Below are 18,866 nucleotides of genomic sequence, written 5' to 3' on the forward strand. Positions count from 1 at the left end.
GACAGGACCCACCCAGAGAAGGGAGCGGCCATGACCGCGCCGCAGTTGGTTTTGCTGAGCGGCTCGCTCAGCCAGGATTCGCGAACCAACCGGATCGCGCGATGGTGCGCCGGTCAGTGCGCCGCCCGCGGCGCCACCACCTCGGTGTTCTGCGGCGCGGACCTGGACTTCCCGTTCTACCGGCCGGACGGCGCCGAGCGCACCGAGCGGGAGACCGCCTTCCTGGACGCGCTCGCCGACTCCGACGGGGTGATCCTGGTGTCGCCCGCGTACCACGGCACCGTCTCCGGGCTGCTGAAGAACGCGCTGGACTACGTCAACGAGCTGGCCCGCGACACCCGGCCCTACCTGGACGGGCGCGTCATCGGCTGCGTGTCGGTCGCGCTGAGCGAGCAGGGCGCCGGCTCCACCCTCACCACCCTGCGTACCATCGGGCACGCCCTGCGGGGCTGGCCGACACCGCTGGGCGTGGCGCTGGCCGGCGCCCGGGCCTCGCTCGACTCCGAGGGCGGCCCCGCCGACCCCGTCGTCCACGCGCAGATGGCCACCATGCTCGGCCAGGTACTCGGGATGGCGAAGGTCAGCGCGCGCCGGCGGGAGCGGTCGGCCCGGCCCGTCGGCGCGACCGCATGACAGGTCCCGGCAGGGAGCGGGTCCGCACGCCGCTGGTGTACGGCGGGCTCGTCGTGGTCCCGCTCGCCCTGACCACCCTCCTCCTGGCGACCGGCACCGACGCCACCGCCCCGGTCACTCCGGCGGGCGGGGCGGGCGGTGAGCACGTCCTGGTCAGGCTGCTGGTCGCCGCGGCCCTCATCGTCGCCGTGTGCAGGCTGGCGGGGGCGGTGGCGGGGGCGCTGGGGCAGCCGCCGGTCCTCGGCGAGATCGCCACCGGGATCCTGCTGGGACCCTCGGTGCTGGGCGCCCTCTGGCCGGGCGGGACGGCGTGGCTGCTGCCGGACCCGGTGCTGTCGCACCTGGGCGTGCTCGCCCAGCTCGGGGTGATCCTGTTCGTCTTCCTGGCCGGGCTGGAGATCGACCTGCGCTCGCTGCGCGGCCGGCGCCGGCTGGCCCTCGTGGTGAGCCATGTCAGCATCGCCGTGCCCCTGCTGCTGGGGGTGGCCGTGGCGCTGGCCGTCCACTCCCGGTTCGCGCCGCCCGGGGTCGCGTCGATGCCGTTCGCGCTGTTCATGGGCGTGGCGATGAGCGTCACCGCGCTGCCCGTCATGGCCCGCATCCTGATGGACGCCGGCCTGCACCGCTCCCGCCTCGGCACGCTGGCGCTCACCTGCGCCCTGGTGGACGACCTGACCGCCTGGTGCCTGCTCGCCGTGGTGATCGCCCTGGTCGCCGCCGGCGGGGCGGCCGGCGTCCTGACCACGATCGCGCTGAGCGCGGGCTTCGCCGCCGCGGTCCTTTACGGGGTGCGGCCGCTGGCGCGCCGGTTCGGTGACGCCGAACCTGCCGCGCCCGTGGTGCTGGGCGGCGTGCTCCTGGCCGCGGCGTGCACGGACTGGATCGGCGTGCACGCGATCTTCGGCGCCTTCCTGCTCGGCCTGGCCCTCCCCGCGGACACGGCGCTCGCCCGGCGGGTGCGCGAACTGGCCGGCGGGGTGACCATGGTGCTCCTCCTCCCGCTGTTCTTCGCCTACAGCGGTCTGCGCACCGACCTGTCCCTGCTCGGGACGGACCCCGTGCTGTGGGGCTGGTGCGCGCTGATCCTGCTCGTCGCGGTCGCCGGCAAGCTCGGTGGCGCGTCCGTCGCGGCCCGCGGGCTCGGGGTGAGCCCGCGCGAGTCGCTGCGGATCGGCGCGCTCATGAACTGCCGGGGGCTCACCGAAATCGTGGTGCTCAACATCGGCCTGGACCTGGGCGTGATCGGCCCCGAGCTGTTCACGATCCTGGTGGTCATGGCGCTGGTCTCCACCGCGATGGCGGCGCCGATCGTCCGGGGCGCCCGGGGTGCCGAGGAGCGCGCCCCCGACCCGCCCGATCTCCCGCCGGTACCGCCCTCCGCTCCCGCCCTCGTTTCGGACACCCACCGATAAGGAGCCGTCCTCATGGCCGCTGGAACCGACGACAAGACACGCGCCTTCCTCGACGGGCTCACCGACGCCGAGGCGTCCGCGCTGCGCTCCTGGCTGGGCGGCGCCGCCGCGCCGCTGGACTTCGCCTCCCTGCACGGCGACCACGAGCACGGTCACCGTCCCGCGGGCGGCGACCTGCCCCGCCCCCGCGCCGACGACCCGCAGGCCATCCGCACGGTCGGCGTCATCGGCGGCGGCACCGCCGGGTACCTCACCGCGCTGGCGCTGCGCGCCAAGCGGCCGTGGCTGGAGGTGACCCTGGTCGAGAGCAAGGGCCTCCCGATCATCGGGGTGGGCGAGGCCACGGTGCCCTCGATGGTGCCCTTCCTGCACCACTACCTGGGCATCGACCCACGGCACCTCTACGAGCAGGTGCGGCCCACCTGGAAGCTGGGCATCCGCTTCGACTGGGGCGCCAACCCCGCGGGGTTCATGGCCCCGTTCGACTGGAACTCCAACTCGGTGGGCATGCTCGGCTCGCTGGCCACCCGCGGCGACATCAACGCCTTCACCCTCCAGTCGCTGCTGATGATGGCCGACCGGGCCCCGGTGTACCGGCTCGACGACGGGCGGCACCTGTCCCTGATGAAGCGGCTGCCGTTCGCCTACCACCTCGACAACGAGCGTTTCGTGCGGTTCCTCACCGAGCTCGCCCTGGCCCGGGGCGTGCAGCACGTGGAGGCCCGGCTCCAGGAGGCCGTGCTGAGCGGGCCGGACCGGGTGGAGAGCCTGCGCACCGACGACGGCCGCGAGCTGCGGTTCGACATGTACGTGGACTGCAGCGGTTTCCGGTCGTTCCTGCTCGGCAAGACCCTGGACGTCCCGTTCCGCAGCTACGCCGACAGCCTCTTCACCGACTCGGCGGTGACCGGGAACCTCGGGCACGGCGACCACCTCAAGCCGTACACCCGGGCGACGACCATGGACGCCGGGTGGTGCTGGACCATCCCGACGCCCGAGAGCGACCACCTCGGCTACGTCTACTCCTCCGCCCACCTGTCCGACGAGGAGGCCGCCGCCGAACTCGCCCGGAAGTTCCCCGGCATCGGCCCCCCGCGCCAGGTGCGGTTCCGGGTGGGCCGGCGCGACGAGGCGTGGCGCGGCAACGTCTTCGGCATCGGGAACTCCTACGCGTTCGTGGAGCCGCTGGAGTCCAGCGGCCTGATGATGATCACTCTGGGCGTGCTGGCGCTCGTCGGCTCGCTGCCCGCCTCCTGGGCCGACCCCACCGGGCGCGAGGTGGTCAACGCCGCACTGGCCCAGAAGTGGGACGCGATCCGCTGGTTCCTGTCGCTGCACTACAAGTTCAACGACCGGCTGGACACCCCGTTCTGGCGGGACGCGCGCGAGAACGCCGACGTGTCCGGGCTCCGGCCGCTGCTGGACGTCTTCGCCGCGGGCGCGCCGCTGCGCTTCCGCGACCCCATCACCCGGGGGTTCCTGGAAGCCACCGCGCCGACCTTCTACGGGCTGGAGGGCGTCGACTGCATCCTGCTCGGCCAGAACGTCCCGGCCCGGCTGCTGCCGATGACCGAACCCGTCGAGCTGTGGCAGGCCCGCAAGGACGCCGCGGACATCATGGTCCGCCGGGCCCTGCCGGTGCGGGACTCGCTGCACGCCTACCACACGGTCGCCGAACTGCACGAGGAGTTGCTGGAGGACCCCGACAGCTGGGTCGTCCGCAGCGGGGTGGACCGGCTGGTGGTCTCCGAACCGGTACCGGCCCGGCCCGCGGCGGAGCCGGTGCACGGCTAGGCGGCGGGCGACATGGACGACCGGTGGGCGATCGAGCGCCGCTCCCTGGAGCCGGTCCCGGAGGCCGAGCGGCACGGCGGTCCGGGCAGCCTGTTCACGCTGTGGTTCTCCGCCAACATGACGATCACCGCCGCGGTCACCGGTGCCGCCGTCGTGGGCATGGGGCTGGCACCGGTGCCGGCGATCGCCGCGGTGCTGGTGGGCAACCTGGTCGGCGGCGTGCCGATGGCGCTGCACGCCGTCCAGGGCCCCCGGCTCGGGGTGCCGCAGATGATCCAGAGCCGGGCCCAGTTCGGGGTGTACGGCGCGGTGGTGCCGCTGCTCGCCGTCCTGGTGATGTACGTGGGCTTCTTCGCGACCGGGACGGTGCTGGGCGGGCAGGCGCTGAGCGCCCTGACACCGCTGCCGCAGAACGCGAGCATCGTGGTGTACGCGGCCGTCACCGTCGCGTTCACCCTGCTCGGGTACCGCTTCATCCACCGGTACGGGCGGTGGGTGTCCCTGCTGTCGGTGCTGGTGTTCGCCTACCTGTCGGTCCGGCTGGTCGGCGCGCTGGACGCGGACGTCCTCTCCGCGCCCGGCCGGGCGGACCTGCCGGCGTTCCTGCTGGCCGCGGCGATCGGGGTGTCGTGGCAGCTGAGCTTCGGCCCGCTGGTGGCCGACACCTCCCGGTACCTGCCCTCGGGGGTGTCGGGGCACGCCACGTTCTGGTTCACCTACGCCGGCTCCGTGGTGGGCGCCTGCTGGGGGATGATCTTCGGCATCCTCGTCCACGCCCGGGCGGGGGCGGCCTTCCGCGGCGACGAGGTGGACCATCTGGTGGGGCTGGGCGGTGCGTGGCTCACCGTCCCGCTGCTGGTCTCGGTGGCGGCGGGCAAGCTCGTGATGAACGTGCTCGGCACCTACGGCGGGCATCTCTCGGCGGCGACGGTGTTCACCGCGTTCTCCCCGGCCCGCCGGGACGGCGCGCTCACCCGGGGCGCCCGGGCGGGCTACATTCTGCTGATCGCCGGCACGGGCGGCGTGCTGGCCCTGCTGGGGCAGGGCGACTTCCTGCGGAACCTGACGGTGTTCCTGGGGCTGCTGCTCTGCCTGATGACCCCGTGGAGCGCGATCAACCTGGTCGACTTCTACGTCGTCCGTGGCCGGCGGCACGATCCGGCCGCGCTCTACGACGCCGGCGGTGCCTTCGGGCGAGTCCGCCCGGCCGCGCTGATGGCGTACGCGGCGGGCATCGCCGTGCAGATCCCGTTCCTCAACGTCGAGGGGATCCCGCCCGGTCTCCTCGTCCCGGCGCTGGGCGGCGCCGACATCGCCTGGTGCGTCGGCCTGGCCGTGCCGGCGCTCCTGTACTGGCGGCTGGCCGGGTCCCCGGCCCGGCCGGCGGTCAGCGGCACCTTCGGCCCCGCCGACCCGGCGGTCTCCGGCGGCACCCGAACTGGAGGGGACTGAACAGTGGAACAGAACTGGATACCCGAGGGCATCGACACCGGCCGGGCCAGCGCGGCCCGCGTCTACGACTACTACCTGGGCGGCACGCACCACTTCCCCGCCGACCGGGAACTGGCCGAGCAGGTGATCTCCCTGCTGCCCAAGACCCCTGCGATCATGCGGGCGAACCGGGCCTTCCTCCGCCGGGCGGTGACCTTCTGCGCAGCGACCGGGATCGACCAGTTCCTCGACCTCGGCTCCGGCATCCCGACCTCCGGGCCGGTGCACGAGGTCGCCCGGGACATCCGCCCGGACGCGCGCGTCGTCTACGTGGACAGCGACGAGGTCGCAGTCGCCCACGCCCGCGAACTGCTCCGCGACGACCCCCAGACCACCGTGCTCCACGCCGACCTCCGGGAGGTCGAGCGCGTCATGGGCGCCCCGGAGCTGCACGGCCTGCTCGACCTGGAACGGCCGGTCGCGGTGCTGCTGCTGTCCGTCCTCCAGTTCGTCCCGGACGAAGACGACCCCGCCGGGGTGGTCGCGGCCTACCGCGACCGGATCGCGGTCGGCAGCCACCTGGTCCTGTCGCACGCGACCGCCGAGGGGCTGACCGAGCAGGCGTCCGCGATCACCGACCTCTACGCCCGCAGCGAGAACCCGATCCGTTACCGCCCCACCGAGCAGGTCCGGCGTATGTTCGAGGGGTTCGGCCTGGTCGAGCCGGGGCTGGTGCACCTGCCGCAGTGGCGTCCCGACGGCTCCGCGGAGGCCCTCCGGCACCTCGAACAGGTCCATGGCGCGGCCGGCGTCGGCATCAAGGCATAGGCAGACACAAGGCAGACACGAGGCAGGACACGAGGAGGCGCGCGTGCTGTTCCGGCAGGAGGTCTTGCAGGGCATCGCGGACGGGAACGTCACGCTGGCCTTCCGGCGCTGGAAGCGCCGCGCGGTGCGCCCGGGCGGCCGGCTGCGCACCGCGGTGGGGGTCGTGGCGATCGACGCCGTCGCGGAGGTCTCCGCGGACGAGGTGACGCCGCAGGACGTCCAGGCCGCCGGGTACGCCGCTCCCGAGGAGCTGTGGCGGGAGCTGTCCCGGTTCCCGGGCGGGACGCTGTACCGGATCGAACTGCGGCTGGCCGGCCCGGACCCGCGGGTCGCCCTGCGCGAGCAGGGCGACCTCGACGCCGCGGAGACGGCCGAGATCCACCACCGGCTGGCCCGCCTGGACCGGGCCGCGCGGCGCGGGCCGTGGACCGGGGACCTGCTGCGCCTGGTCCGCGAACTGCCCGCCACGCCCGCCGCCGTGCTGGCCGAACGGCTCGGCCGCGACACCCCCGCCCTCAAGCGCGACGTCCGCAAACTCAAGGAGCTGGGGCTCACCGAGAGCCTGGGCACCGGTTACCGGCTCTCCCCGCGCGGCCGAGCCGTCCTGGAGTCCCTAGAGCCCTCCGCGGGGGAATGAACCGGCTGCGTTCCCGGCATCGGCCGGAAGGGCTTCGCACCGTCAGTCGACCTGCGAGCCGCAGGTGATGTTGAGGGAGGTCGCGGTCATGGCGCGGGCCCGGTCCGAGGCGGCGAAGGCCGCCACGGCGCCGACGTCTTCGAGCGTCGCGGCCCGCCCGAGCATCGTCTTCCCCACGATCTCGGTGGTGATGGCCTCGCGGTACTCGAAGTCCGCGGGAAGCGACTCGGTGATTCCGCCCGTCTGCAGGGTGAGGACGCGCACCCCGTGCGGCCCCAGCTCGCAGGCCAGGGCCCGCCGCAGGGACTCCAGCGCACCGAAGGCCACCTGGAGCCCGCCCAGCCGGGGCGCCGGGTCCCCGTAGCCGCCGAACATGAGGATCACGCCCGAGCCCTGACCGATCATGTGGCGCGCCGCCGCCCGGGAGGTGAGGAACATCGTCCGCGCGGCGGTCAGGACCGGTCGCTCGAAGTCCGCGAGCCGCATCTCGGCCAGCGGCGTTCCCTGGACGTCCCCGTGCGTGATGAGGTTGAAGGAGATGTCGAGGCCGCCCGCGCTCGCGGCCACGGCGTCGGCGTGCTCGTCCACCGCGGCCTCGTCCAGGGCGTCGATCCGGGCCGTCTCGACCTCCCCGCCGGCGGCGCGGATCTGCCCGGCCACCGCCGCCAGGCTCTCCGGGTTGCGGCCGGCGAGATGGACCCTCGCCCCCTCGCGGGCGAAAGCGCGGGCCACCGCGCCGCCGATCGAGCCGCTGCCGTAGATGACGGCGTTCTTGTCCTTGAGCAGCATCGTGTTCCCTCCGTGGTCGTCTTCGGCGGTCAGCTCGTCCGGGCGAGTTCGGTCACCAGTTCGTCGAGGCGGTCCAGGGACTGGCCGAGGCCCGCCTCCGCTCCGGCCGCGGTGTAGCCGTCGCGGTGCTCGACCGACTGGTAGACGGTGTTCTGGCGCAGCAGCGTCCCGCCGCCGCGGTCCTCGAAAGTGATCGTGTTCAGCGAGATCTCGCCCGGCAGGTCCGTGAACTCGTAGGTCTGCACGATGCCGTCGGGCGAGGGGGTCCCGTGGTAGAGGCCGTGGAAGGAGTAGGTGTTGCCCTCGGCGTCGTAGTGGGTGTAGCCCCACCTGCCGCCGTCCCGGACCTCCAGCCGGTCCACGGTCATGAGCAGGTCGCGCGGGCCGAGCCACCGCACCAGCAGGTCCGGGTCGGTGTGGGCGCGGAAGAGGAGGTCCCGCGGTGCGGCGAACTCCCTGGTGACGATGAACTGCGGGATCCCGGGTTCCGCGATGAACTGGGCTTTCCCCACGCTGGGCTCCTTTTCTCTCGGCGACCGCCCGCGGCGGTCAGTCGGCGGGGTTGTCCTGGAGGGAGGCGAGCAGGCCGTCGAGCCGGTCGTAGCTCTCCTCCCAGTACTCTCGGTAGTCGAACAGCCACGCGACCACCACCCTGAGGGGTTCCGCCTCGAGGTGGCTGAGCCGGGCGGTCGCCCGGCGGCTGCGCGAGATGAGCCCGGCCTGTTCGAGCACCTTGAGATGCCGGGAGATGGCCGGCTGGGAGACGGCGAAGGGCGCCGAGAGCTCGGCGACGGTCGCGTCGCCACGGGTCAGCCGCGCGAGGATCGCCCGCCGGGTGGGGTCGGCGAGGGCACCGAACACGGCGCTGAGCTGGTCCACAGCCATCCATAACCACTTTCTTTTAGAACCAGTTGGTTAAGAATGCCGGACGCCGGCAGCCCCGTCAAGCGCGGGCAGCCGCGATCCCTTCCATCCCACGCGCACCAACGGCCACATCGTGGGTAGGTCGGGTTTCGGCGCGCGACACCCGGAGAAAACCTACTAACCAAGTAGGTTTAATTTTAAACTTTCGGAGGTGTGATGACCCTGCCCGGCTTCCTCGTGATCGGCGCCCCCAAGGCCGGCACGACGGCGCTGCACGCCGCGCTCGGCCGGCATCCCGGCCTGCACATGTCCGCGGTCAAGGAGCCGAAGTTCTTCCTCACCGACGGCCCGCCGCCCACCCGGGGAGGTCCCGGCGACGCGCAGACCTACCAGGAGCACATCTGGCGGCGCGCCGACTACGAGGCGCTGTTCGACGAGGCCCCGGCGGGCGCGCTCTGCGGCGAGAGCACCCCGTTCTACCTGCACGACCGGGACGCCCACGTGCGGATCCGGCGGCTGGTCCCCGGCGCCCGGCTCGTCGCCCTGCTCCGCGACCCGGTGGACCGGGCGCACTCCAACTGGGCCCACCTGTGGGCCGCCGGGCTGGAACCCCTCGGGGACGTGGTCGCCGCCTGCGCCGCGGAGGAGCGCCGGGTCGCCGACGGCTGGGCCGCCTTCTGGCGGTACGTCGACCTGGGCCGGTACGGCGAGCAACTCCAGCACCTGTACAAGCTCTTCCCGCGCGAGCAGGTGCTCGTCCTGCGCTACCGGGAACTGCGCGACCGGCCCGCGGCCACGCTCGACCGCATTTGCGCGTTCCTGGAAGTGCCGCCCGGCGTGATCGACTCGGTGCCGTGGGCCAACGTCACCCGCCATGTCGACGACTCCGCGGCGACCCGCGCGCTGCGGTCCGCGCTGCGCACCGGCGCCGCCGTCGGCATGCACGTTCCGCCGGCCGTCCGGCGCACGGTCCGCCGCCCCTTCCTGGCGGTGCTCCAGCACGGCCGGCCGCCCCGCCGCCCGCTGACGGCGGAGCAGCGCGAACGGCTGCTCCCCTACTTCGCCGAGGACATCCGGCTGCTGCAGGAGGTCACCGGGGCCGACTACTCCGACTGGCTCAGGCCACGCTGAGCCCGCCGCCCACGAGCGGCCCGTCGTGGACCTCGGTGCACAGGTCGTGCGCGCCGTCGAGCCGGGTCAGCTCGTAGTAGAACCGGTGACCGCCGCCGGGCAGCGCGACCGGGCACACGTAGCGCAGCCCGTGCCCGGCGTACGGGGAGGCGGCCGCGGGCTCGGTGCCGTGGGCGGTCAGGATGCCGAAGCCGTCCCCGAGGGCGACGCCGGTGCGCTCCTCGTAGTTCTCCGCGGCGCTGGCCCGCCCGTCGTAGTACGCGACCGTCCGGCCGTCGTCGAGCACGACGGCCGTCACCCGGGCGCCGCGCGCGTCCCACAGCCCCGGCCGCCCCGACAGCACCGTGCCCTGCCAGGTCCACTCCAGCCCGTCGGCGCTGGTGGCGTGGTCGGTGACCATCCGGTCGGTGGCGTGCGGGTCGTCCAGCGGATGGCAGGAGGCCCACAGGTGCCACTTGCCGCCGGTGTGGACGATCACCGGGTCCTTGACCCCGAACCGGTCGCTGCCGGGCAGCACCACCCGGGCCGTGCGCGGGTCGAACCCGGCCGGGTCGTCGGCTTCGAGGAGTTCCACCCGCCAGTGCTTGGTCCCGGTGGTGGCGCAGCTGAGGTACAGCCGCCAGGCGCCGTCCTCGGTCCGGGCCAGCGCCGGGCGCTCCAGCGACTCGGTGCCCATCTCCTCCTTGGTGATGGTGACCAGCGGGTCGAACCGGATACCGTCCGCGGAGCGGGCGACCACCACGGCGTGGCCGCGGCCCTCGCCCAGCGGCCGGCGCAACCGGTAGGCGAGGTAGAACATGCCGTCGGACAGGCACGCGCTCGGCGCGCCCGCCCAGTTCCCCGGGCCGTCTTCCGGCGGGGCGATCACCGTCCGCGCCCGTTCCGGGTCGGGGACGGCGACGGGCCGGGGACTGGACGACGCCATGGGTCTACCTCCTGGTCTCACGGTGGCGCGGGCGCGCTCCGGTACGTCAGCGCTTCACCTCGCGCAGCCGTCCGGTCTCGATCTCGTAGACGAAGCCGCGGACCGAGTGCTTGTGCGGGATGAACGGGTCGGCGAGGATCCGGCCGATCGACTGGAGGACGTCCTCCTCGAGGTCGGGGAACGCCTCGGCCGCCCAGTCGGGCCGCAGCCCGGTATCGCACTGGATGTCGGCCTTGAACTCGTCGTCGGTGAAGGTGAGCATGCCGCAGTCGGTGTGGTGGATCAGGATGATCTCACGGGTGCCCAGCAGCCGCTGGCTGATGGCCAGGCTGCGCCGCTCGTCGGCCGTGATGACCCCGCCCGCGTTCCGGATGATGTGCGCGTCGCCCTCGCGCAGGCCAAGGATCTTGTAGGGGTTGAGCCGGGCGTCCATGCAGGCGACGACCGCCAGACGCCGGGCCGGCGGCAGTGCGAGCCCGCCCTGGTCGAAGCCCGCCGCGTACCGCTCGGCGTTGGCCAGCAGTTCGTCCGTCACGCTCACGTGACCACTCCCTTCCCGTGTTCGCACCGTATCCGATGCGTCACCCAATTTACCCACCAAGAAGATCAATTAAGTCGGCTTACTGGAACGGGAGGGAGGTGTCACGGGAGCGTGCCGGACTGCCTGGCGGGTCAAGAGGGATAGGCCAGCAGCGTCCGGTCAACCGCCTCCCAAGAGGCGCGCAGGTCGGCCAGCAGGCGGGGGTCGCGCCGGGCGAGGTCGGCCTGCTCCCGCGGGTCGGCGGCCAGGTCGTGCAGCTTCTCGGTGCCGGCGGCGGTACGCAGGTACTTCCAGTCGCCCCGGCGCAGCGCCCGCTCCTGCCTCGTCCGCCAGAAGAGGTCGCGCGCGGGCGGGCGCGCCTCCTTGAGCAGGTACGGGACGAGGCTGTGCCCGTCCAGCGGATGGGTGCCGGCCGGCTTGACCCCGGCGGCCTCCAGCAGTGTCGCGGTCCAGTCGTGGGTGACGACGGGAATGTGGCTGACCTGCCCGGGCCGGATCGCGGCCGGCCAGCGCAGGATGTTGGGGACCCGGATGCCGCCCTCGTTCAGGCCGGCCTTCTGCCCCGACAGCGGCCACTGGTGCGACCAGCGCTCGCCGCCGTTGTCGCTGCTGAACAGGACGATGGTGTCCTTCTCCTGGCCGGTGACGCGCAGGGCGTGCAGCACCCGCCCGACGGCCGAGTCCAGGCTCTCGACCATCTTGCGGTAGGTCTCCAGCGACCCGCCGTCGTCGTGCCACAGCGCCCGCGGGTCGCCGGCCCTGACCCGGGCGGTGATCATTGCGCTGACGTCCCGGTCCCCGGGCGCCTCCCACGGCCAGTGCGGGGTGGTGAAGTTGAGGTTCAGCAGCCACGGCCGGCCGTGGTCCCGCCGGACGAACTCGGCGGCCCGGTCGGCGATGGTGTCGGTGTAGTAGTCCAGCGACTCGACCGGCACCTCTCCCTCGTACAGGTCCACCCCGGCGCCGGAGACCTTGGAGTAGTAGTCCACGGCCCCGGAGAGGTTGCCGAAGAAGACGTCCCACCCGGACTTGAGCGGGCTGTACCAGGGCAGGAAGCCGCAGTGCCACTTGCCGAACATGGCGGTGGCGTAGCCGGCGCCCTTGAGCAGGGAGGCCAGCGTCGGGTGCTCGGGCGGGATGCCCACCAGCTTGTCGGGCCGGGCGATCGGCTCCTCCAGCCCGCCGCGCAGCCGTCCCGGATAGCGCCCGGTGTAGAGGGCGAACCGGGTGGGCGAGCAGACGGCCGCGGCCGAGTAGGCGTGGGTGAAGCGCACCCCCTGGCGGGCCAGCCGGTCCAGGTGCGGGGTGCGGATGTGGGGCGACCCGTAGCTGCCCAGGTCGGCCCAGCCCAGGTCGTCGCCGAGGATGACCAGGACGTTGGGGCGCCGGCGCGGCCCGCGCCCGGGGTCGGCCCGGAACTCCCGCTCTCCGGCCTGGGCCGCGGCCGTGCCGCCGGGCAGCACCGCACCCGCGGCGGCCCCGGCGGCCACCGCTCCGGCCACCGTGGCCAGATCCCGCCGGCTGACGCTCTGCTTGCCGGCTCCGCTGTTCTCCGCCACCTTCTACCGCCTTTTCCGATAAAACTGGTTAAACCGACGGAAATAGTAGGGATTACCGCGAACCACCGCAAGACCCGGCGGTACTGCACCGAGGGCGCCGACGCACGGGCGGCGCGTGGACATCTAGCCAGATGGCTGGTGTGAACCCAGGACCGCAGGGTGAGCATGGGTGGTGTCATGTCCGGGCTCTGTGCGGCCGGCAGAGGGGATGCGTCGGCGGAGGAACCCGCCACGGGCGGCGGATGACCGGCCGTCCAAGGCTCGATCGAGTTGCGGAGCGCGACCACCTATGGGGGTGGCTACCTGGTGTTTCATGGAGTCATGGCGGGTTCGTCATCGACTGCCCCGAACCTCGTGACCGGTGCCGGTCTCGGGCGGCCGTCGCGGCCGGGCTGGCGTGGCCGGGATCGTGAGTCACAGGCCGTCGCCGAACTGCTGTCCGCCGCCGAGAGCGGCCGGGGCGGGGCGCTGCTGGTCGAGGGCCGGTCCGGGGTGGGCAAGAGCCGGCTGCTGACCGAGGCGATCGACGTCGCCGCCGGGCACGGCTTCATGCTCGCCCAGGGTGCGGCCGACGAGTGCGGCCGGTTGCGGCCGATGGAACCGCTGATGTCCGCCCTGGGAGAATCGGCCCACACCCTGCGAGCGGCCCAGGGCGGAACACTCGCGGACATGGCCGACCTGCGGTTGTGGCTGCTGGAGCGGTTGCAGGCCCGGCTGGAGGAACGCGTCGCGCGCGGTCCGATGCTGATCGTGCTGGACGACCTGCACTGGGCCGACCCCACCGCGTTGCTGGCGTTGCGGTCGCTGGTCCCCGAGTTGGCCTCCTACCCGCTGGCGTGGGTCCTGTCCCGTACCGCCGGCGACGGCTCCGGCGACGCGGAACGGCTGTTCGACTTCCTGGAAAGCGACGGCGCCACCCGGATCGAACTACGACCGCTGGACTACGTGGCCACCGCCGAAGTCGCCACCGACATCCTCGGCGCCGAGCCCGGCCCCGATCTGCTCGCCCTGGCCGAGGAGGCCGGCGGCGCCCCCTATGTACTCACCGAGCTGTTCGAGGGACTGCTGGACGAAGGCGCGGTCGAGATAGCCGACGGCCACGCCGGGGTGACCTCCCGCCAGGTCCCCCGGCGGGTGCAGGCGGGGACGCGCACCAGGTTGGACAAGCTGTCCCCGCGTACCCGGCACCTGCTGGAGGTCGCGGCCGTCCTGGGGCGCTCGTTCCCGGTGGACGATCTGGCCGACCTGCTCGGCGAACCCGCCAGCGCCCTGCTGCCGGAACTGGAGGAGGCCCAGCGCGCGGGGGTCGTGACGCCCGACGGGGACCTGCTCACCTTCCGGCACCACCTGATGTGGCGGGCCGTGACCGAAACCCTCTCCCAGCCGGTGCGGCTGGCCCTGCACCGGCAGGCCGGGGAAATGCTGCTGGCCCGCGGCGGCTCGGCCATCCCCGCCGCCGGCCACCTGATGCGCTACACCCGGCCCGGCGACACCGGCGCCCTGGCCGCCCTGGACCAGGCCCTCCAGGAAGTGCTGCCGTCCTCCCCACAGACCGCCGCCGACCTGGCCGTCCGCGCGGTCGAACTCACCGACCCCGGCGATCCCCAACGCTTCGACCGGTCGATGACCGCCGTCTACGCCCTGACCGCGGGGGGACGGCTGGCCGAGGCGTCCGAACTCGCCAACACCGCGCTGGAGCAGGCGTCCCCCGACAAGATCGCCCGGCTGCGCTACGAACTGTCCTACATCCATCTGGTGGCGGGCCGGCCCGCCGACGCCGCGGACGAGGCCGAGCGGGCGCTCGCCGCGGAAAGCCTCTCCGACGATCTGCGTGATCTCGCCCAGCACGTGCTGTTCCGGGCGCTGTTCTTCGCCTTCGACCACCCGCGCGGGCGGGAGCGGGCCGAGGCCGTCGTGGCCCACCCGGAACGGCACGGCCATGCCGCGCTGGGCGGGGCCCACGCGCTGCTCGCCCACCTCACCTGGGCGGAGGGACACGCGGCCGAAGCGATCGCGCGCGGCTGGGAGTCCGTGCGCGTCGCGGCCTCCGGGCCGCTCCGGGCGCGGCACGCGCACCCGGCGCTGCACCTGGGTGCCCTGCTCACCAACATCCGGCAACTCGACGAGGCCGAAACCGTCCTGCGGGCCGCCGACGAGGAGATCACCGCGCTGGGCCACACCGTGCACGCCGCCAGCCCCGCCCTGTTCCGTGCCCGGCTGCGGCTCGCCGCCGACCGGCTCGACGACGCCGCCGCCGAGGCCCGGGCCGGGCTGGCCCTGGCCGACGAACTCGGCACGCACGCCTTCGCGTTGCTGGGATTCGCCGTACTCGCCGTCGTCGCGGTGCGCCGCGGGGACCTCGGCGCCGCCGCCCGGCAGGCCGAACTGCACGACTCCCTGTACCGGACCCGCCGGGGCATGATGTACGGGAGCGTGTGGAGCAGTTGGGTCATGGCGACGGTCGCCGAAGCCCGCGGCGATCTCGGCAAGGCGCTGGAGATCGCCCATGCTCCCTACACCGAGCCCACGAGGCGCCGCTGGCTGCTTCTGGTGGAGCCCGACGCCGCCCCCTGGCTGGTCCGGACCGCGCTGGCCGCCGGGCGCCGCTCCGCCGCCGAGGACATCATCGCCACGGCCGAGCGCCTCGCCCGTGACAATCTGGAGTTCCCCGTCCTGGCCGCCGCGGCCGCGCACGCCCGCGGCATCCTGCACGGTGACGCCGAGGCCCTGACCCAGGCCGTCACCACCCACCCGAGCGGGTGGAACCGCGCTTCCTCGGCCGAAGACCTCGGGGTCCTGCTGGCAAGCCCGGAGACCGCGGCCGGCTCCGACCGCGAGGCCGCGATCGACGCCCTGGAACAGGCTCTGGACGGCTACCAGCAGACCGGCGCCTCCCGGGACGCCGCGCGCGTCCGCGCCCGGCTGCGCGGCCTGGGCGTCCGGCGCCGGCAGGGCACCGGCGCCGAACGCCCCGACACCGGCTGGGACAGCCTCACCGACACCGAACGCAAGGTCACCGCGCTCGTCGCCCAGGGGCTGACCAACCCCCAGATCGCCGGCCAGATGTTCATCTCCGCCCACACCGTGAAATTCCACCTGCGCCAGGTCTTCCGCAAGCTCGGCATCGCCTCCCGCGTCGAACTCGCCCGCCTGGCCACCGGCCGTTCCCCGGAGACCGCCCTTCCCGGCGCACGATAGAGCCGGTCGGCCGTCCGGAGTCCTATCGGGTTGCGGGGCGGGGTCGGTCATAGAGGTGGCTACCTGGTGTTTCATAGAACTATGGCGGGTTCGTCATCGACTGCCCCGAACACCGTAAGCGCGTCCGGTCTCGAGCGACCGTCGCGGCCCGGCTGGCGTGGCCGGGATCGCGAGTCACGGGCCATCACCGACCTGCTGCGCGCCGCTGCCGAGGGTGGCCGGGGCGGGGTGCTGCTGGTAGAGGGCCAGTCGGGGGTGGGCAAGAGCCGGCTGCTGGCCGAGGCGGTGGATACGGCGGCCGAGCACGGTTTCATGCTGGCCCAGGGTGCGGCCGACGAGTGCAGCCGGCTGCGGCCGCTGGAACCGCTGATGTCGGCGCTGGGAGAGTCCGCGCACACGCTGCGGGCAGCACGGAACGAAACGCACGCGGATACGACCGACGTGCGGTTGTGGCTGCTGGAGCGGTTGCAGGCCCGATTGGAGGAGCGGGTCGCGCGCGGCCCGATGCTGATCGTGCTGGACGACCTGCACTGGGCCGACCCCACGGCTTCACTGGCCCTGCGGTCGCTGATCCCTGAACTGGCCTCCTACCCGCTGGTGTGGACCCTGTCCCGCACCACCGAAGGCGATGAACCCGGCGAGGACAGGCTGTTCGACGTCCTGGAAGGCGAGGGCGCCGTCCGGATCAAGCTACGACCGCTGGACCGTGTGGCGACCGCCGAAGTCGTCGCCGACGTGCTCGGCGCCGAGCCCGGCCCCGAACTGCTCGCCCTGGCCGACGAGGCCGGCGGCAACCCTTACGTGCTCACCGAGCTGTTCGAGGGACTGCTGGACGAAGGCGCGATCGAGATAGCCGACGGCGGCGCGCGGCCGACCTCCCACCAGGTCCCGCAGCGAGTGCGGGCGGTCACGCGCGCCAGGTTGAGCAGGTTGTCGCCCGCCACCCGGCATCTACTGGAAGTCGCGGCCATTCTGGGGCGCTCGTTCCCCGTGGACGATCTGGCCGAGATGCTCGGCGAGCCCGCCGGCGTCCTGCTGCCACAACTGGAGGAGGCCCAGACCACGGGCGTCGTGGTACCCGAGGGGGATGAGCTGAAGTTCCGGCACCACCTGATGTGGCGGGCCGTGACCGAGGTCCTCTCCCGGCCGGTGCGGCTGGCCCTGCACCGCCAGGCCGGGGAAATGCTGCTGGCCCGCGGCGGCTCGGCCATCCCCGCCGCCGGCCACCTGATGCGCTCCGTACGGCCCGGGGACACCAGCGCCCTGGCCGCCCTGGACCAGGCGGTACGAGAAGTACTGCCCTCCTCCCCGCAGACCGCCGCCGACCTGGCCACCCGCGCAGTCGAACTCACCGCCCCGCACGACCCCGAACGCTTCGACCGCTCGATGACGGCCGTGTACGCCCTGACCGCCGGAGGGCGGCTGGCCGAAGCCTCCGAACTGGCCCGCACCTCGCTGGGCCAGACCCTGCGCCCCGAGCAGGCCGCCCGGCTGCGCTACGAACTGGCCTACGCCCTCATGCTGGCCGGCCGACCGGCCGACGCCGTCGCCGAGGCCGAACGGGCGCTCGCCGAGGAGGGCATCTCCGACGAGTTGCGCGACCTCGCCCAGCATGTGCTGTTCCGCGCGGTGTTCGACGGCTTCGACCACCTGAGCGGCCGGGAGCGGGCGGAGGCGGTGCTGGCGCATCCGGAACGGCACGGCCACACCGTCCTGGTCGGGGCCCACATGCTGCTCATCTATGTCATGTGGACGGACGGGCGGGTCACCGAAGCGCTCGCCTACAGCCGGGAGGCCGTGCGCGTCGCGACCTCCGGGCCGCTCCGGGCGCAGCACGCGCACCCGGCGCTGCACCTGGGCGCCCTGCTCACCAACCTCCGGCAACTCGACGAGGCCGAAACCGTCCTGCGCGCCGCCGAGGAGGAGATCACCGCGCTGGGCCACACCGTGCACGCCCCCAGCCCCGCCCTGTTCCGCGCCCGGCTGCGGCTCGCCGCCGACCGGCTCGACGACGCCGCCGCCGAGGCCCGGGCCGGGCTGGCCCTGGCCGACGAACTGGGCGTCAAGGCCTTCGTACTGATGGGGGTCGCCGTGCTCGCCCTCGTCGCGATGCGCCGCGGCGACCTGGACACCGCCGCCCGGCAGGCCAAGCTCCACGAGCCCTTGTACCAGGCGAGCCAGGGCGTGATGTACGGGAGCGTGTGGAGCAACTGGGCCATGGCGGTGGTCGCCGAGGCCCGAGGTGACCCCACGCGGGCGCTGGAGATCGCCCGCCCCCTTTACACCGACCCGATGCGGCGACGCTGGCTGCTCATCGCCGAGCCCAACGCCGCGCCCTGGCTGACCCGTACCGCGCTCGCCAACGGACGCCGCTCCGCCACCGAAGACGTCGTCTCCACCGCCGAGGAACTGGCCGCCGGCAACCCGGAGTTCCCCTCCCTGGCCGCCGCCGCGACGCACGCCCGCGGCATCCTGCACGGCGACGGCGAGGCCCTGGCCCGCGCCGCCGCCTCTCCCGACCTTGGGCTGTGGGCCCGCGCCTCCGCCGCCGAGGATCTCGGGGTCCTGCTGATGAGCCGGGAAACCGGCCGCGACGCCGTGGTCGGCGCCCTGGACCAGGCCCTGGACGGCTATCAGCGCGGCGGCGCCACCCGCGACGCCGCGCGCGTCCGCGCCCGGCTGCGCGGCCTGGGCGTCCGGCGGCGGCACTGGACCGGCGTCGAACGTCCCGACACCGGCTGGGACAGCCTCACCGACACCGAACGCAAGGTCACCGCGCTCGTCGCCCAAGGGCTGACCAACCCCCAGATCGCCGGCCAGATGTTCATCTCCGCCCACACCGTCAAGTTCCACCTGCGCCAGGTCTTCCGCAAGCTCGGCATCGCCTCCCGCTTCGAACTCGCCCGCCTGGCCACCGAGCACTCCCCGAAGACCGGCCTTCCCGGCACACGGTAGAACCGGCCTTCTCCCGTTCCGCCGGGCGCCCGATCGCCCGCCGACAGCCTTGATCCACCGGCCGGAGACCCTGGCACACGAACGAGGTGAACACACCTAGCCAGATGACTGGTGTGAGGTTCGGGACCGCAGGGTGAGCATGAGGACGTACTTCCAGTTCCCCGCGCAC

At 73.3% G+C, this 18,866-nt stretch carries 15 protein-coding genes; 9 read left to right on the forward strand and 6 right to left on the reverse strand.

Features of this window, described 5'->3' with window-relative positions; all coding sequences use genetic code 11:
• Positions 1 to 30: 30 nt before the first annotated feature.
• From DPM19_RS04310 to DPM19_RS35130, 6 genes are read left to right on the forward strand one after another with little or no spacing between them, the layout of a single operon-like run.
• Positions 31 to 633, forward strand: a complete 603-nt coding sequence (locus DPM19_RS04310; RefSeq protein WP_111863492.1) for an NADPH-dependent FMN reductase — start codon at positions 31 to 33, stop codon at positions 631 to 633.
• Positions 630 to 2,045 (forward strand): cation:proton antiporter domain-containing protein, encoded by a 1,416-nt coding sequence (locus DPM19_RS04315; protein WP_111863493.1) that lies wholly within the window; start codon positions 630 to 632, stop codon positions 2,043 to 2,045. Before DPM19_RS04310 ends, DPM19_RS04315 begins: the two co-directional genes overlap by 4 nt.
• 12 nt (positions 2,046 to 2,057) lie before the next feature.
• Positions 2,058 to 3,839: a tryptophan halogenase family protein gene (locus DPM19_RS04320; RefSeq protein ID WP_111863494.1), complete on the forward strand. Its 1,782-nt coding sequence runs from the start codon at positions 2,058 to 2,060 to the stop codon at positions 3,837 to 3,839.
• Positions 3,840 to 3,851: 12 nt separating this feature from the next.
• Positions 3,852 to 5,291 carry a purine-cytosine permease family protein gene (locus DPM19_RS04325; RefSeq protein WP_111863495.1) on the forward strand — a complete coding sequence of 480 codons (1,440 nt, stop codon included), beginning with the start codon at positions 3,852 to 3,854 and terminating at the stop codon, positions 5,289 to 5,291.
• A 3-nt stretch (positions 5,292 to 5,294) separates the two neighbouring features.
• Entirely contained in the window at positions 5,295 to 6,098 is an 804-nt protein-coding gene (locus DPM19_RS04330) for an SAM-dependent methyltransferase (protein ID WP_111863496.1), read from the forward strand.
• Positions 6,099 to 6,141: 43 nt separating this feature from the next.
• The gene (locus DPM19_RS35130; protein ID WP_158566692.1) at positions 6,142 to 6,735 is read left to right on the forward strand and encodes an ASCH domain-containing protein; all 594 of its coding nucleotides are present in this window, start codon (positions 6,142 to 6,144) and stop codon (positions 6,733 to 6,735) included.
• A gap of 42 nt (positions 6,736 to 6,777) precedes the next feature.
• On the opposite strand, the gene DPM19_RS04340 is transcribed toward DPM19_RS35130, so the two are convergent.
• Genes DPM19_RS04340 through DPM19_RS04350 form a run of 3 tightly spaced genes read right to left on the reverse strand, consistent with a single transcriptional unit; the run spans position 6,778 to position 8,409 of the window.
• Positions 6,778 to 7,524: an SDR family NAD(P)-dependent oxidoreductase gene (locus tag DPM19_RS04340; RefSeq protein ID WP_111863497.1), complete on the reverse strand. Its 747-nt coding sequence runs from the start codon at positions 7,522 to 7,524 to the stop codon at positions 6,778 to 6,780.
• Positions 7,525 to 7,553: 29 nt separating this feature from the next.
• Positions 7,554 to 8,036 (reverse strand): SRPBCC family protein, encoded by a 483-nt coding sequence (locus DPM19_RS04345; RefSeq protein ID WP_111863498.1) that lies wholly within the window; start codon positions 8,034 to 8,036, stop codon positions 7,554 to 7,556.
• Positions 8,037 to 8,073: 37 nt separating this feature from the next.
• Positions 8,074 to 8,409 carry an ArsR/SmtB family transcription factor gene (locus DPM19_RS04350; protein WP_111863499.1) on the reverse strand — a complete coding sequence of 112 codons (336 nt, stop codon included), beginning with the start codon at positions 8,407 to 8,409 and terminating at the stop codon, positions 8,074 to 8,076.
• A gap of 195 nt (positions 8,410 to 8,604) precedes the next feature.
• On the opposite strand from DPM19_RS04350, the gene DPM19_RS04355 reads away from it, so the two are divergent.
• A complete protein-coding gene (locus DPM19_RS04355) occupies positions 8,605 to 9,519 on the forward strand; it encodes a sulfotransferase family protein (protein ID WP_111863500.1) in 915 nt (304 codons plus the stop codon).
• Here the strand turns inward: DPM19_RS04355 and DPM19_RS04360 are convergent.
• From DPM19_RS04360 to DPM19_RS04370, 3 genes are all read right to left on the reverse strand, one after another.
• Positions 9,506 to 10,444: a hypothetical protein gene (locus tag DPM19_RS04360; protein ID WP_111863501.1), complete on the reverse strand. Its 939-nt coding sequence runs from the start codon at positions 10,442 to 10,444 to the stop codon at positions 9,506 to 9,508. The two genes, DPM19_RS04355 and DPM19_RS04360, sit on opposite strands and share 14 nt — an antisense overlap.
• Before the next feature lie 46 nt (positions 10,445 to 10,490).
• A complete protein-coding gene (locus DPM19_RS04365; protein WP_111863502.1) occupies positions 10,491 to 10,985 on the reverse strand; it encodes a beta-class carbonic anhydrase in 495 nt (164 codons plus the stop codon).
• Positions 10,986 to 11,116: 131 nt separating this feature from the next.
• The gene (locus DPM19_RS04370; RefSeq protein WP_199484847.1) at positions 11,117 to 12,544 is read right to left on the reverse strand and encodes a sulfatase-like hydrolase/transferase; all 1,428 of its coding nucleotides are present in this window, start codon (positions 12,542 to 12,544) and stop codon (positions 11,117 to 11,119) included.
• Between the two features lie 354 nt (positions 12,545 to 12,898).
• Here DPM19_RS04370 and DPM19_RS04375 point away from each other — a divergent pair, with 354 nt between their 5' ends.
• Positions 12,899 to 15,742, forward strand: coding sequence for a helix-turn-helix transcriptional regulator (locus tag DPM19_RS04375; RefSeq protein ID WP_158566693.1), 2,844 nt, complete (start codon positions 12,899 to 12,901; stop codon positions 15,740 to 15,742).
• A gap of 81 nt (positions 15,743 to 15,823) precedes the next feature.
• A complete protein-coding gene (locus DPM19_RS04380; protein WP_111863504.1) occupies positions 15,824 to 18,697 on the forward strand; it encodes a helix-turn-helix transcriptional regulator in 2,874 nt (957 codons plus the stop codon).
• The last annotated feature ends 169 nt before the right edge of the window (positions 18,698 to 18,866 follow it).

Origin of the sequence: Actinomadura craniellae (assembly GCF_003289645.1) — a bacterium.
In the GTDB taxonomy this organism is placed as follows: domain Bacteria; phylum Actinomycetota; class Actinomycetes; order Streptosporangiales; family Streptosporangiaceae; genus Actinomadura_D; species Actinomadura_D craniellae.

Coding starts and splice junctions, on each gene's coding strand:
- DPM19_RS04350 (WP_111863499.1), bottom strand. CDS start 8,409: ATGGCTGTGGACCAGCTCAGCGCCGTGTTCGGTGCCCTCGCCGACCCC.
- DPM19_RS04340 (WP_111863497.1), bottom strand. CDS start 7,524: ATGCTGCTCAAGGACAAGAACGCCGTCATCTACGGCAGCGGCTCGATC.
- DPM19_RS04320 (WP_111863494.1), top strand. CDS start 2,058: ATGGCCGCTGGAACCGACGACAAGACACGCGCCTTCCTCGACGGGCTC.
- DPM19_RS04310 (WP_111863492.1), top strand. CDS start 31: ATGACCGCGCCGCAGTTGGTTTTGCTGAGCGGCTCGCTCAGCCAGGAT.
- DPM19_RS04325 (WP_111863495.1), top strand. CDS start 3,852: ATGGACGACCGGTGGGCGATCGAGCGCCGCTCCCTGGAGCCGGTCCCG.
- DPM19_RS04315 (WP_111863493.1), top strand. CDS start 630: ATGACAGGTCCCGGCAGGGAGCGGGTCCGCACGCCGCTGGTGTACGGC.
- DPM19_RS04360 (WP_111863501.1), bottom strand. CDS start 10,444: ATGGCGTCGTCCAGTCCCCGGCCCGTCGCCGTCCCCGACCCGGAACGG.
- DPM19_RS04355 (WP_111863500.1), top strand. CDS start 8,605: ATGACCCTGCCCGGCTTCCTCGTGATCGGCGCCCCCAAGGCCGGCACG.
- DPM19_RS04380 (WP_111863504.1), top strand. CDS start 15,824: ATGGCGGGTTCGTCATCGACTGCCCCGAACACCGTAAGCGCGTCCGGT.